At 44.8% G+C, this 14258-nt stretch carries 12 protein-coding genes; 8 read left to right on the top strand and 4 right to left on the bottom strand.

Annotated elements, in window-relative coordinates; genetic code table 11:
- Positions 1 to 176: 176 nt before the first annotated feature.
- From aceF to ampD, 4 genes are all read right to left on the bottom strand, one after another.
- A complete protein-coding gene (gene aceF, locus R7H07_RS06685) occupies positions 177 to 2069 on the bottom strand; it encodes a pyruvate dehydrogenase complex dihydrolipoyllysine-residue acetyltransferase (protein WP_033905589.1) in 1893 nt (630 codons plus the stop codon).
- Positions 2070 to 2088: 19 nt separating this feature from the next.
- A complete protein-coding gene (aceE, locus tag R7H07_RS06680) occupies positions 2089 to 4752 on the bottom strand; it encodes a pyruvate dehydrogenase (acetyl-transferring), homodimeric type (RefSeq protein ID WP_065274838.1) in 2664 nt (887 codons plus the stop codon).
- 48 nt (positions 4753 to 4800) lie between these two features.
- Complete coding sequence (gene pdhR, locus R7H07_RS06675) at positions 4801 to 5568, bottom strand: pyruvate dehydrogenase complex transcriptional repressor PdhR (protein ID WP_005379989.1); 768 nt, start codon at positions 5566 to 5568, stop codon at positions 4801 to 4803.
- A gap of 405 nt (positions 5569 to 5973) precedes the next feature.
- Entirely contained in the window at positions 5974 to 6525 is a 552-nt protein-coding gene (gene ampD, locus R7H07_RS06670) for a 1,6-anhydro-N-acetylmuramyl-L-alanine amidase AmpD (protein WP_042521337.1), read from the bottom strand.
- A gap of 92 nt (positions 6526 to 6617) precedes the next feature.
- Between ampD and nadC the strand changes: the two genes are divergently transcribed.
- The 8 genes from nadC to yacG all read left to right on the top strand — a co-directional run bounded on the left by nadC (position 6618) and on the right by yacG (position 13804).
- On the top strand, positions 6618 to 7505 hold the full coding sequence (gene nadC, locus R7H07_RS06665) for a carboxylating nicotinate-nucleotide diphosphorylase (protein WP_054576329.1): 888 nt from the start codon (positions 6618 to 6620) through the stop codon (positions 7503 to 7505).
- A gap of 262 nt (positions 7506 to 7767) precedes the next feature.
- Positions 7768 to 8202 (top strand): type IV pilin protein, encoded by a 435-nt coding sequence (locus tag R7H07_RS06660; RefSeq protein WP_029803401.1) that lies wholly within the window; start codon positions 7768 to 7770, stop codon positions 8200 to 8202.
- Positions 8202 to 9887, top strand: coding sequence for a type IV-A pilus assembly ATPase PilB (gene pilB / locus R7H07_RS06655; RefSeq protein ID WP_054730502.1), 1686 nt, complete (start codon positions 8202 to 8204; stop codon positions 9885 to 9887). The genes R7H07_RS06660 and pilB overlap by 1 nt, the downstream gene beginning before the upstream one ends.
- Before the next feature lie 23 nt (positions 9888 to 9910).
- Complete coding sequence (locus R7H07_RS06650; protein ID WP_047102659.1) at positions 9911 to 11134, top strand: type II secretion system F family protein; 1224 nt, start codon at positions 9911 to 9913, stop codon at positions 11132 to 11134.
- Positions 11135 to 11198: 64 nt separating this feature from the next.
- The gene (locus tag R7H07_RS06645) at positions 11199 to 12068 is read left to right on the top strand and encodes a prepilin peptidase (protein ID WP_017635919.1); all 870 of its coding nucleotides are present in this window, start codon (positions 11199 to 11201) and stop codon (positions 12066 to 12068) included.
- Positions 12069 to 12683: a dephospho-CoA kinase gene (gene coaE / locus R7H07_RS06640; RefSeq protein WP_047102660.1), complete on the top strand. Its 615-nt coding sequence runs from the start codon at positions 12069 to 12071 to the stop codon at positions 12681 to 12683.
- Positions 12684 to 12710: 27 nt separating this feature from the next.
- A complete protein-coding gene (gene zapD, locus R7H07_RS06635) occupies positions 12711 to 13451 on the top strand; it encodes a cell division protein ZapD (RefSeq protein ID WP_005373086.1) in 741 nt (246 codons plus the stop codon).
- Positions 13452 to 13609: 158 nt separating this feature from the next.
- Positions 13610 to 13804, top strand: a complete 195-nt coding sequence (gene yacG, locus R7H07_RS06630; protein ID WP_017635922.1) for a DNA gyrase inhibitor YacG — start codon at positions 13610 to 13612, stop codon at positions 13802 to 13804.
- The last annotated feature ends 454 nt before the right edge of the window (positions 13805 to 14258 follow it).

The raw sequence follows: 14258 nt of genomic DNA, 5'->3' as shown, positions 1-14258 counted from the left end.
ACCGCTAACAGTTTACAGAGATGTTAATGGTGTGAAAAGTAAATCAATTTAGCCTGTGAGCTAGACAACAATTCGATTGTGAAAACCCTGAACGAAGCAAGGCTGATAACCAAATTGTCGGTAATTATGATTAGCAGAGGCGGCTAAGTTGCCGCCTCTCATTCATCTAATTTCTATTACAGAACTAGACGACGAATGTCAGATAGACATGAGTTTAGGTAAGTGATGAAGCGCGCACCTTCAGCACCATCGATCACACGGTGGTCGTATGATAGAGACAGTGGAAGTTGTAGACGCGGTTCGAACTCTTTACCGTTCCATACCGGTTTCATTTCTGACTTAGACACACCTAGGATACCAACTTCTGGTGCGTTTACGATTGGAGTAAACGCTGTACCGCCGATACCGCCTAGGCTAGAGATAGTGAAACAGCCACCTTGCATGTCAGCCGCAGTTAGCTTACCAGCACGTGCTTTCTTAGAAACCGCCATTAGCTCTTCAGATAGCTCGTAGATGCCTTTCTTGTTCACGTCTTTAAATACAGGAACAACTAGACCGTTTGGTGTATCTACCGCGATACCAACATTCACGTATTTCTTCAGAATTAGGCTCTCACCGTCTTCTGATAGAGAAGAGTTGAACGCTGGGAACGCTTCAAGCGCTTTAGCTACCGCTTTCATGATGAACACAAGTGGTGTGATCTTCATGCCAGTGTCTTTCTTCGCTTCAATCGCGTTTTGCTCTTTACGGAATGCTTCAAGAGCCGTGATGTCTGCGTTATCCCACTGTGTAACGTGCGGGATCATTACCCAGTTACGGTGTAGGTTTGCGCCAGAGATCTTCTTAATGCGAGATAGCGGTTGAACTTCTGTCTCACCAAACTTGCTGAAGTCCACTTTTGGCCATGGTAGTAGACCAAGAGCCGCGCCGTCGCCTTTGCCAGATGCTGCTGCACCTGCGCCAGACTCAAGACGCTTAAGTGCATCTTTCACGTAAGCTTGAACGTCTTCTTTTAGGATACGGCTCTTACGACCAGAACCTTTAACCTTAGAAAGATTAACGCCAAATTCACGCGCTAGACGACGAACAACTGGAGACGCGTGAGCGTACTCATCGTTTTCTTTGAAATCGCCAGTCGCTGCTGGAGCTGCTGCCGCTGGAGCTTCTGCTTTAGGAGCTGGAGCTGCAGGTGCTGCCGCTTGAGCTGGAGCTGCTGCAGGAGCAGGTGCTGCGCCCGCCACTTCGAATACCATGATTAGTGAGCCAGTAGACACTTTGTCGCCAGCTGCAATCTTGATTTCTTTAACTGTGCCAGCGAATGGTGCAGGAACTTCCATAGAAGCTTTGTCACCTTCAACAGTGATTAGAGATTGCTCTTCTTCCACTGTGTCGCCAACCGCAACCATGATCTCAGTAACTTCAACTTCGTCGCCGCCGATATCTGGAACGTTCACTTCTTTTGCCGCAGACGCTGCTGGAGCTGCTGCCGCAGGAGCTTCAGCTGCCGCTGGTGCTGCTGGAGCGCCTGAACCTGCTGTTTCGAATACCATGATAAGTGAGCCAGTCGATACTTTATCGCCTGTTGCAACTTTGATCTCTTTTAGAGTACCTGCGAATGGCGCTGGAACTTCCATAGAAGCTTTGTCGCCTTCAACAGTTAGAAGAGATTGCTCTTCTTCGATGCTGTCGCCAACGGCAACCATGATTTCAGTAACTTCTACTTCATCACCACCGATGTCTGGTACGTGAACTTCTTTTAGTTCTGCCGCTGCTGCTGGAGCTGGAGCCGCTGCTGGAGCCGCTTCTGCCGCAGGAGCAGGTGCAGCGTCAGCTGCACCCTCGGCTTCGAAAATCATGATTAGAGAACCAGTAGAAACCTTGTCACCTTCTGCAACTTTGATTTCTTTAACGATACCCGCTTGAGAAGCAGGAACTTCCATAGAAGCTTTATCGCCTTCAACTGTGATCAGAGATTGCTCTTCTTCAACCTTGTCGCCAACGCTTACAAGAATCTCAGTAACTTCAACCTCATCCGCACCGATGTCTGGTACATTAATTTCGATTGCCATTTCTTATCTACCTTCTTAATTAAGCGTATAGCGGGTTTGTTTTCTCTGTGTCGATGTCGAATTTCTTAATTGCTTCTGCAACTACAGATTTCTCAACTTCGCCACGTTTCGCTAGTTCAGTTAGCGCTGCTACTACTACGTAACCTGCGTTCACTTCGAAGTGACGACGTAGGTTTTCACGACTGTCTGAACGACCGAAGCCATCAGTACCAAGAACTTTGAAAGACTCAGCAGGAATGTATGCACGAACCTGCTCTGCGTAGTTCTTCATGTAGTCAGTTGCTGCGATAGCAGGTTCAGTACCCATTACTGTTTGGATGTAAGGTACTTTCGCTTCCGCTTCTGGGTGAAGCATGTTGAAACGCTCTGCATCTTGGCCATCGCGAGTTAGTTCGTTGAATGACGTTACCGAGTAAACATCAGAAGCAACACCGTAATCTTCGCTTAGGATTTGAGCTGCTTTACGTACTTCATTCATGATAGTACCAGAGCTCATTAGCTGAACTTTCGCTTTGTCGCCCGTGTAAGTTTCTAGCTTGTAGATACCTTTACGGATGCCTTCTTCAGCGCCTTCTGGCATTGCTGGCATTGTGTAGTTTTCGTTCATTAGCGTTAGGTAGTAGAACACGTTTTCTTGTTCTGGACCGTACATGCGACGGATACCGTCTTGCATGATTACTGCTACTTCGTACGCGAATGTTGGGTCGTAAGAAATACAGTTAGGAACCGTACCCGCCAAAATGTGCGAGTGGCCGTCTTCGTGCTGTAGACCTTCACCGTTCAACGTTGTACGACCCGCAGTTGCACCTAGTAGGAAACCACGTGCTTGTTGGTCACCAGCCATCCACGCCATGTCGCCAACACGTTGGAAGCCGAACATTGAGTAGTAGATGTAGAACGGGATCATTGGTAGGTCGTTTGTCGAGTATGAAGTCGCAGCAGCAACCCATGAAGACATAGCACCTAGCTCGTTGATACCTTCTTGTAGAACCTGACCTGAAGTCGCTTCTTTGTAGTAAGAAACAACGCCACGGTCTTCTGGTGTGTAAGTTTGACCGTGCGGGTTGTAGATACCGATTTGACGGAACAGACCTTCCATACCGAATGTACGTGCTTCGTCAGCAATGATAGGAACGATGTTCTTACCAATGTTCTTGTTCTTAAGTAGAACGTTTAGCGCACGTACGAATGCCATAGTAGAAGAGATATCACGCTTCTGTTCTTCTAGTAGTGGCTTGAATTCTTCTAGCTCAGGAACGATGAATTCTTGAGTGAATTTTGGTAGACGCTGTGGCGTGTAGCCGTGTAGCGCTTTACGACGAGCGTGTAGGTATTCGTACTCTTTTGAACCTTCTTCAAGTTTTAGGTACGGAAGTTCTTTCACTGCTTCGTCAGTTAGGATGTCTTGAAGACCTAGACGATCACGTAGGTGTAGTACGTGAGTCATGTCCATCTTCTTAACTTGGTGCGCGATGTTCTTACCTTCAGCCGCTTCACCCATGCCGTAACCTTTAACAGTCTTAGCTAGGATTACTGTTGGACGACCTTTAGTTTCTGCCGCGTTTTTGTATGCCGCGTATAGCTTAGAAGACTCGTGACCACCACGCTTAAGTGCGAAGATTTCGTCATCAGTCATGTCAGCAACAAGTGCAGCTGTCTCTGGGTACTTACCAAAGAAGTGCTCACGTACGTACGCGCCATCTTTTGATTTGAATGTTTGGTAGTCGCCGTCGATCGTTTCATTCATAAGCTGTAGAAGCTTACCAGTCGTATCTTTGGCTAGTAGTGAATCCCAGTTGTTACCCCAGATTACCTTCACTACGTTCCAACCAGCACCTTTGAACAGACCTTCAAGTTCTTGAATGATCTTACCGTTACCCATTACAGGGCCATCTAGACGCTGTAGGTTACAGTTGATTAGGAAGCATAGGTTGTCTAGTTTCTCACGCGCAGCGAAAGAGATAGCACCACGTGATTCTGGCTCATCCATCTCACCGTCACCTAGGAACGCGTAAACGCGCTGCTCTGAAGTATCTTTAAGACCACGGCCTTCTAGGTACTTAAGGAAACGAGCTTGGTAGATAGAAGCGATTGGACCTAGGCCCATCGATACTGTCGGGAACTGCCAGAATTCAGGCATCAGTTTAGGGTGCGGGTATGAAGGAATACCTTTGCCGTCTACTTCTTGACGGAAGTTGTCTAGCTGCTCTTCAGTTAGACGACCTTCAACGAATGCACGTGAGTAGATACCTGGTGAAATGTGACCTTGGTAGTAAACTAGGTCGCCACCATCCTTCTCGTTTGGTGCACGGAAGAAGTGGTTGAAACATGTCTCGTAGAACGCAGCAGAAGACTGGAAAGACGCCATGTGGCCGCCTAGCTCTAGGTCTTTCTTAGATGCACGTAGAACGATCATGATAGCGTTCCAACGAATAATTGAGCGAATACGACGCTCAAGTGTTGTGTCACCTGGGTATGCTGGTTCTTGGTCTGCAGGAATCGTGTTGATGTAGTTAGTTGTGATACCTGTTGGCATATCAACACCGTCTAGACGTGCTTTATCTAGAACTTGCTCTAATAGGAATTGAGCACGCTCTAGACCTTCTTCACGTACAACTGACTCAAGCGCTTGTAGCCATTCTTGAGTTTCCAGTGCATCTACGTCATGCTTCATATCAGACATGGCGATCTATCCTTCTGTTGGTTGGATCTACTTATTTAAGTAACGCTCTTACGAGTCATTACCCTGCTGAATTCGACGTAGAGAACGCTCTCGTCGAGACTCTTCTCGAGTCAAATCCAACAATGTTTCTTCGATGTAAGCCAAGTGCGAGTGGGACATTTCTCGCGCCTTTTCAGGCTGACCAGAAACAATCGCATCCACGATATTGGCTCGGTGTTTACTGACTTTCTCGACCGCTTCTGGGCGGCGACGTAGTAATTTAAAATTTTGTAGAATATTTTGCTCAAGCAAAGGTGCTAAGCTTCGAACAATGTGCAACAAAACCACGTTGTGCGCGGCCTCTGTCAAAGCGATCAAAAATTGCATTACTTCCGCAGATTCAGCTTCGATATCGTTGTTTGCTTGCTCTTGGCTAATGCGCTCAAGGCAACCTTGAATACGCGCAAAATCTTCTTCGGTACCACGTAAAGCTGCAAAGTAGGCTGAAATTCCTTCCATCGCATGACGAGACTCAAGCACATCAAGCTGGGTTTCAGAATGACTAGACAACAAATTCAACAAGGGATCTGAAAAGCTCTTCCAGATATTCTCACTTACGAATGTTCCGCCACCTTGGCGACGAGTCAACAAACGCTTCGCTTCCAAGCGTTGAATGGCTTCTCGGACTGAAGGACGAGACACATCGAACTGTTTTGCCAGTTCACGCTCTGGAGGCAGTTGTTGCCCCGGAGACAATGTTCCTTCCACTATCAACCTTTCTAACTCTTGTTCTATAACATCAGAGAGTTTTGGCTGACGAATCCTTTGATAAGCCATAATTTATTGTTCTTCTACTCTTGCAGGTAATTGGTAATACCAATTTTAAGTTGGTGCAGAAATTAACATAATTAAAACGCCACTGTCCAGCCGAAAATTGACCTAAATCATAGAACGAGCTTACTTCCAACACTCTGATAACAATCGACTGTTAAAACAGCAATAGAATTGGTATGACCAATTACATAAAGCATACAAATGGGAAGTCGACGTGCTAGCAGTTTTGGAAAAGAAATACAGAAAATGACAAAATTATCAGTCTATTTATTCACCAAAACGGCATGTGCGAGCGTAAAAATGTAGTTAACTTTTAACAATCATTAATATTTCTGGTATCAAAAAAAGGCATACCTGATCGTATGCCTTATTTATTTCGCTTTTTTGAATTTACACTTTCGCTACAAATCAACGCTGTATAAGCAGTCTATATTTCACCCAATCAAAGCTTAGACCAGGATCGCTTTTTCTCAAGGGCGCAATATATTGATGACCAGTAATTCGTGGCGGGGTGATTTGAGGATAAGACTGCATAATCACCTCAGTGATCTCTGCAAGTGATTGATATTGCGCTTCTGTGTAGGCAGTAAATTCTGTCCCTTCAAGCTCGATACCAATGGAATAGTCATTACAACGCTCCCTGCCTGCGAAACTGGATTGACCGGCATGCCATGCTCTATCAAGAAAAGAAACAAATTGAACAACCTCGCCGTTTCTTTTAATCAAGCAATGTGCAGAAACGCCCATTTTGTGAATGACTTCAAAAAATGGATGTTCATTTGGGTCTAGCTTGCCAGTGAAGAAGTCCTCTATATATGGTCCACCAAACTGCCCAGGAGGCAAACTGATATTGTGTACCACCAGCAGAGAGATGTCGTTTATATCAGAGCGGGCATCAAAAAATGGTGACGGAACATGCTTTGCTTGTGTCAGCCAGCCATTCTCGATAATTGGGCGCATATCAACCTCTCTACTTTGCAAATTAACTGCTGAAATTATTGACACCGGAGAGTATCATTCGTTGCCATCTCCCTTTCAAGACAAGATTTGCGATGAAGAACACACACAACATTCAAGAACGCCTAGAATACCTTAAACAACAACTCCCTTTAGAGATCACTCGCTCTGTCGCTGATACCTTAAAAGAAGATCTAGGTGGCAGTGTCGACGCAGATAATGACATTACTGCATCTTTGATCCCTGCCGATGCGGTTAATACCGCAACGATTATTACTCGTGAGTATGGTGTGTTCTGTGGTCAAGCATGGGCAGATGAAGTTTTTAAGCAGCTCGGTGGCAAGGTCAGTATTGAATGGCACGTAAAGGACGGAGATAAAGTCGAACCTAACCAAACCCTTTGCACGCTGACAGGCCCTGCTCGTGACTTGTTGACTGGTGAGCGTAACGCAATGAACTTCATCCAAACGTTGTCTGGCTGCGCAACAGTTACCGCAGAGTACGCTGAAAAAATCGCGCATACTGAGTGTCGTCTACTAGACACACGCAAAACCATTCCTGGTCTGCGTAGCGCACTAAAATACGCCGTGACGTGTGGTGGTGGCTTTAACCATCGCATCGGCGTGTTCGACGCTTACCTCATTAAAGAAAACCACATTATTGCTTGTGGTGGCATCACTCAAGCCATCCAAAAAGCGAAAGAGCTTAACCCAGGCAAACCGGTAGAAGTAGAAACGGAAAGCTTAGAAGAGTTGAAACAAGCGATAGAGGCTGGTGCCGACATCATCATGCTCGATAACTTCACAAAAGAAATGATGCGTGAAGCCGTAGCGATTAACGCAGGTCGTGCCGCTTTAGAGAACTCCGGCAACATTACGCTAGAGACCATCGCAGAATACGCAGAAACCGGTGTCGATTACATTTCGGTAGGCGCGTTGACTAAGCATTTAAAAGCGATGGATCTTTCGATGCGCTTCAAATAATAAAAGCAACAAATCTGAAATTACTTCAACTAACTCAGTGAGTTGTGAGTAATTCATCATTTAAAAGGGCCAATTGGCCCTTTCTTTTTATCCACTAAAAAATAGTACTACTCGCAAAACTCTGCATGCGATATGCAACTTTTCACCAAAGAGTTTTATCTCACTCGAGAGCCCATCCCTTCCCCATTTTCAACCTTTATGAAGTCTCCATAATCCTTCGCTAATGCAAGGGCATTATTTATTTCATTAAGAAGGAAAGAAAATGAAACACAGTAAACAGAAAAAACAGCAAGGCTTTACGTTAATTGAATTGATGATTGTGGTAGCAATTATTGGTGTGTTATCAGCAGTCGCAATCCCTGCATATAAAGACTATGTCGCAAAGTCAGCTGTAACCTCTGCTGTGGGTACTTTAAAGTCATTACTTACTAATGCTGATTTATATACTCAGAACAACACCACAGCTACTTCCGACTTAGGAGACATCGGTGGGAACGCTACTATGAACGCCCTTGGCAATATTACCGCATCAATTGAAGGTGCTGGAGCAGCCTCAAACGCAAAATCTACACTCAAATTTGTATTTAATACTGGCAATGCTGCAGCAGGTGACATCGAATATGCTAGGACACCAAACACACCCTGGGGCTGTACAAATAATACTAACCCAAAAGTATCTATTGATAGCTGCCCATAATGCAAACCAACCTCTCCACGATTCTTCGTCAAAAAGGACTATTGGCTTTTTCCCAAGAAGAATCGTTGCTTGAGCAAGTCAAAGCTTCTGGCATTTCGATGCCGGAAGCTTTGCTCAGTTCAGGGTTATTTACATCACGCGAACTCACTGAACATTTAAATTCTATTTTTGGATTAAATCAGCCCGAGTTATCTCAGTACGAGTACGCCTCGCTTTGTCAGCAACTTGGCCTTAGGGAATTAATCACACGGCATAACGCACTCCCACTCCAGCGTACACCTTCAACGTTATTATTAGCCGTTGCCGACCCCACGAACCAACAAGCAGAAGACGATTTCCGCTTTGCCACTGGTTTACAGATTGAATTGGTGTTGGCGGATTTTCGTCAACTCAGCGCGGCAATTCGACGCTTATATGGTCGTTCATTGAGTCATGAGAAGTCCGGGTTAAAAGAGATCAACCAAGAAGAGTTAGCCAATCTGGTTGATGTGGGCGCAGATGAAATCGACAACATTGAAGACTTGAGCCAAGATGAGTCTCCTGTTAGCCGTTACATCAACCAAATTCTGTTGGACGCTGTGCGCAAAGGCGCATCCGATATCCACTTTGAACCTTATGAAAAGATGTACCGCGTGCGCCTACGCTGTGATGGCATCTTAATTGAAACACAGCAGCCACCAAGCCACTTAAGTCGCCGCTTATCCGCTCGTATCAAAATCCTCTCTAAACTTGATATTGCAGAGCGACGTTTACCACAAGATGGGCGTATTAAGCTCAAGTTGAATCAAGACACCGCAATTGATATGCGTGTATCCACGCTGCCTACTCTATTTGGAGAGAAAATTGTACTACGACTGCTCGACAGCAGCTCTGCATCATTGGATATCGACAAGCTTGGTTATAGCGAACAACAAAAACAATTGTACTTGGATGCGCTGCGTCGCCCACAAGGCATGATTCTGATGACAGGCCCAACCGGGAGCGGAAAAACCGTATCTCTGTACACTGGGCTGAGTATCCTCAATAAGCCAGAAATCAACATTTCCACGGCAGAAGACCCAGTAGAAATTAACTTATCGGGCATTAACCAAGTTCAAGTTCAGCCTAAGATTGGTTTTGGTTTTGCCGAAGCACTGCGCTCTTTCTTGCGTCAAGACCCCGATGTGGTAATGGTCGGTGAGATTCGTGACTTAGACACTGCGGAAATAGCCATAAAAGCATCGCAAACCGGTCACTTAGTACTTTCAACCTTACATACCAATTCTGCGGCTGAAACGGTTATTCGTTTATCAAACATGGGCGTAGAAAGCTTTAACTTGGCCTCATCTCTTAGTTTGATTATTGCCCAGCGCTTAGCCCGTAAACTGTGCTCGCACTGCAAACAATCACAAGAGCTTACCGTTCAGCTACAACATCTCGGAATTCAAGCAAGCGACAACATTTTTAAAGCCAATCCCGATGGATGCAATGAGTGTACCCATGGTTATTCCGGCCGAACGGGGATTTATGAAGTGATGCGCTTTGATGAATTTCTTTCCGAAGCGCTTATTAAAGGTGCCTCGGTACATGAACTAGAAAAACTCGCCATCGCAAATGGTATGAGCACGTTACAAATGTCGGGCATAGAAAAACTCAAACAAGGGATCACAAGTTTTAGTGAACTACAGCGCGTACTTTATTTTTAATCCTTTAATCAGCAGTCACCTCTATGAAAAGCACTACACCACAACTTAAAAACTTCCGCTGGAAAGGCATCAACAGTTCAGGCAAAAAGACGTCTGGACAAACCCTCGCGATGACAGAAATTGAAGTACGCGAGCGTCTAGACGCACAGCACATCAAGATCAAGAAGTTAAAGAAAAGCAGTATCTCGTTTCTCACTAAACTCAGCCATCGCGTGAAAGGCAGAGACATCACGGTGTTCACCCGTCAGATTTCGACGATGTTGATAACTGGTGTGCCGTTAGTTCAGGCTTTAAAATTGGTCTCAGAAAACAATAAAAAAGCAGAGATGAAATCCATTTTGATGAGCGTGACACGCGCCGTTGAAGCCGGTACGCCCATGTCAAAAGCCATGCGCACTGCAAGTGAACACTTTGACCCACTCTATACCGACCTTATCGCAACAGGTGAGCAATCCGGTAACTTAGCGGAAGTGTTCGAGCGCTTAGCCACCTACCGAGAAAAAAATGAGCAGCTTCGTGCGAAAGTGATCAAAGCACTGATTTACCCAGCCATGGTAGTGCTAGTAGCGTTAGGCGTGTCGTTTATCATGCTCACCAAAGTCATTCCCGAGTTCGAAAAAATGTTTGTTGGTTTTGGTGCTGACTTACCTTGGTTTACCAGGCAAGTGTTAGATCTTTCCGCCTGGACACAAAACTGGAGTCCGTTTATCGCACTAGGCTCCATTAGTTTATTCACCTCGGCGAGAATCCTCTCTAAGCGTTCAGATTCTTTTCGCTTAATGCTCAACCGCTCTGTGCTTAAATTTCCTGTTCTGGGCCCTGTATTATCAAAAGCCGCTATCGCCAAATTTAGTCGAACACTCGCCACAAGCTTTACAGCGGGTATTCCAATTCTAACCAGTTTAAAAACCACATCAAAAACCTCAGGAAACTTACACTATCAACTCGCCATAGAAGAAGTTTACCGTGATACCGCCGCAGGTATGCCAATGTATGTAGCCATGCGCAACTGTAATGTGTTCCCTGAATTGGTGTTACAAATGGTTATGATCGGTGAAGAGTCTGGTCGACTTGACGACATGCTCAATAAAGTTGCAACGATCTACGAGTTTGAAGTCGATAACACCGTCGACAACCTTAGTAAAATTCTAGAGCCACTAATTATCGTTTTTTTAGGTATCGTTGTTGGCGGATTAGTGACAGCAATGTACTTGCCAATCTTTAACTTAATGAGTGTATTGGGCTAGAATGGGCTGTTAACTCCTTTAAAACAGCATCTTGCTGATTTCACTCATCGCTCAAGAGACAAATATGGAAGTATTCCAGTACTACCCTTGGCTATTCGTTGTATTTGCCACCATCTTCGGTCTGATCGTGGGTAGCTTCCTCAATGTGGTTATTTATCGACTACCTAAAATCATGGAACTAGAATGGCGACGCGAATGTGCCGAGTCATTTCCTGAATACAAAATAGAACCTCCTAAAGAAGTGCTGACCTTGAGCGTTCCACGCTCCTCCTGCCAGAAATGCGCAACACCGATACGTATTCGCGACAACATTCCTGTGATTAGCTGGCTGCTTTTAAAAGGCAAATGTCACAACTGTCAGGCAACCATTAGTGCACGCTATCCACTGATTGAACTGCTCACCGCGTTCTGTTCAGGCTTTATCGCTTATTACTTTGGTTTTAGTTACTTTACCGTTGCCCTACTCTTTTTTACTTTTATCTTAATCGCCGCAACATTTATCGATCTCGATACTATGTTGTTACCTGACCAATTAACATTACCATTAACTTGGGCTGGCATTGCCTTAGCATTAGTCGAAATAAGTCCTGTTACTCTACAAGATTCTGTCATTGGTGCTATTGCTGGTTACCTATGTCTCTGGTCCGTTTACTGGGGCTTTAAGCTACTTACTGGTAAAGAAGGAATGGGGTATGGTGATTTTAAACTACTGGCGGCACTAGGAGCTTGGCTAGGTTGGCAGTCACTGCCGATGATCATTCTACTTTCTTCTGTGGTTGGCATCGTATTTGGCATCATTCAACTACGCTTGCAAAAGCAGGGAATTGAAAAAGCTTTCCCTTTCGGTCCTTACTTAGCAATTGCTGGTTGGATAAGCTTAATTTGGGGCGACCAGATTTTAAACTGGTACTTTACTTCAGTTCTAGGAGTGTAAATGGCTTTGGTTATTGGTTTAACAGGCGGTATCGCTAGTGGAAAAACAACCGTCGCGAATCTGTTCAAACAACAATTTAAAATCGATATCGTCGATGCCGACATTGTAGCAAGAGAAGTTGTCGAGCCAGGTACTCCCGGCCTAAACGCGATTATTGAACACTTTGGTCACGATATCGTACGTGAAGACCAAACTTTAGATCGCGCAAAGCTGAGAGAAAAAATCTTTTCGAATTCAGATGAAAAAGCATGGCTCAATGCACTGTTGCACCCGATAATTCGTGAAAAGATGATCGAAGATTTGCAGCAAGTCACTTCAGAGTATGCGTTACTTGTGGTGCCGTTGCTCGTAGAAAACAAGCTAGATAGTTTGTGTGATCGCATTCTTGTCGTCGATGTAGAACCGAATACACAGATATCTCGCACGATGAAACGAGACAATGTGAGTGAAGATCAAGTTCGCGCCATCCTTGCCTCTCAAGCATCAAGAGAGCAAAGGCTCGCGCTTGCAGACGATGTGGTTAAGAATAATCCAAGTGACCCTGATCTTTTGCTTCAAATCACAGATTTGCACGAAAAGTACCTAGCCATGTGTAAGAAAAATCTGCGAAAATAGGAACGAAACTCACAAAGGCTTATGTCGATGACCACGCACAAATTTGAACATCCGTTAAATGAGAAAACTCGTATTTATCTAAGAGTGGAGTCTCTGCTGCGTCAGGCTCACTTGGCCTCTGGGTTTAGCGAAAATCATCAGTATCAACTGTTTTTCCGTGCGTTATTCGATATGGTTGAGATCTTCGAACAAATCCAACTGAAAAGTGAACTGGCTAAAGATCTTGAGAAGCAACGGCTGTCGTACCGCCATTGGCTAAATGTTGATGGTGTCGATCAAGACGCATTAAATACCCTACTACAAGAGATAGATGTCGTTCATAGCCAACTAATGGGTGCTGAACGTTTTGGCCAAGCATTAAAAGAAGATCGCTTCTTAAGCTCTATCCGCCAACGCTTTAATCTACCGGGTGGTTCATGCTGTTTTGATCTGCCAGCATTACACTACTGGCTTCATCTACCTATTGAACGTAAAAAGCGTGATGCACAACAGTGGCAAGCAAGCTTAAAGCCCTTATCTGATGCGCTTTCGTTATGGTTAAAGCTCACTAGAGAGACCGGACATTTCAAAGCTCAAATCGGTCGTGCAGGTTTCTTCCAAAGCGACGCTGATGAAGCCAACATTCTAAGACTTCACATCCCAATGGAATATGGCGTTTATCCTATGATTTCAGGTCATAAAAATCGCTTTGCGATCAAGTTCATGTCGTTTGAAAACGGTCAAGCATGCACACAAGATATTGAATTTGAACTTGCTGTTTGCAGCTAAGACGACACTACGCCTCGCCTCCATAATCTAAAATTCAACGCTTTATTGCGCTTATATTTGATAAAATTTCGTAGCAGCAATAGCGCGTTGAATAAGCCATCTTTAATTCGTTTAGGTATACTACCCTTTAACACCAATTAGTAATGGGACGCTCAACTATGTCTAAAGTTACCATCGTTCAATGCCCACAATGTGGCGCCGACGTAGAATGGGGAGAACAAAGTCCTCATCGCCCTTTCTGCAGTAAACAATGCCAAATGATTGATTTTGGTGAATGGGCAGATGAAGAAAACACCATCCCAGGCGCACCCGATATGTCCGATAGTGATGGCTGGTCTGAAGACCAGTATTAAATTGAGACCTAGGGTAAAGGAATACCCTAGGTTCCTTCTTGGGGAACCGAATCACGCTCCGTCGTCGCTGTCCAGAATGACGAATTTGAACCTCAGTGCTATATAATCTTTGACCATCATTTTCCGTCATTCCGAGGAGCCATAGCGACATCAGGAATCTACTCATAGCAAGGATGAAGCTAACAACGTAAACACTTGCATGCTCGACTAGTAGATTCTGAATCACGCTCCTTCGTCGCTGTCCAGAATGACGAATTTTAACCACGGTACTCTGTAATCTTTGACCATCATTTCCTGTCATTCCGAGGAGCCATAGCGGCATCAGAAATCTACTCATAGCAAGGATGAAGCTAACAACTTAAACACTTACATTCTCAACTAGTAGATTCTGAATCACGCTCCTTCGTCGCTGTCCAGAATGACGAATTTTAACCACGGTACTCTGTAATCTTTG

Source organism: Vibrio sp. Vb1127 (assembly GCF_033338735.1).
Classification (GTDB): Bacteria; Pseudomonadota; Gammaproteobacteria; order Enterobacterales; family Vibrionaceae; genus Vibrio; species Vibrio alginolyticus.
This window is presented reverse-complemented; position numbering and strand designations above follow the sequence as displayed.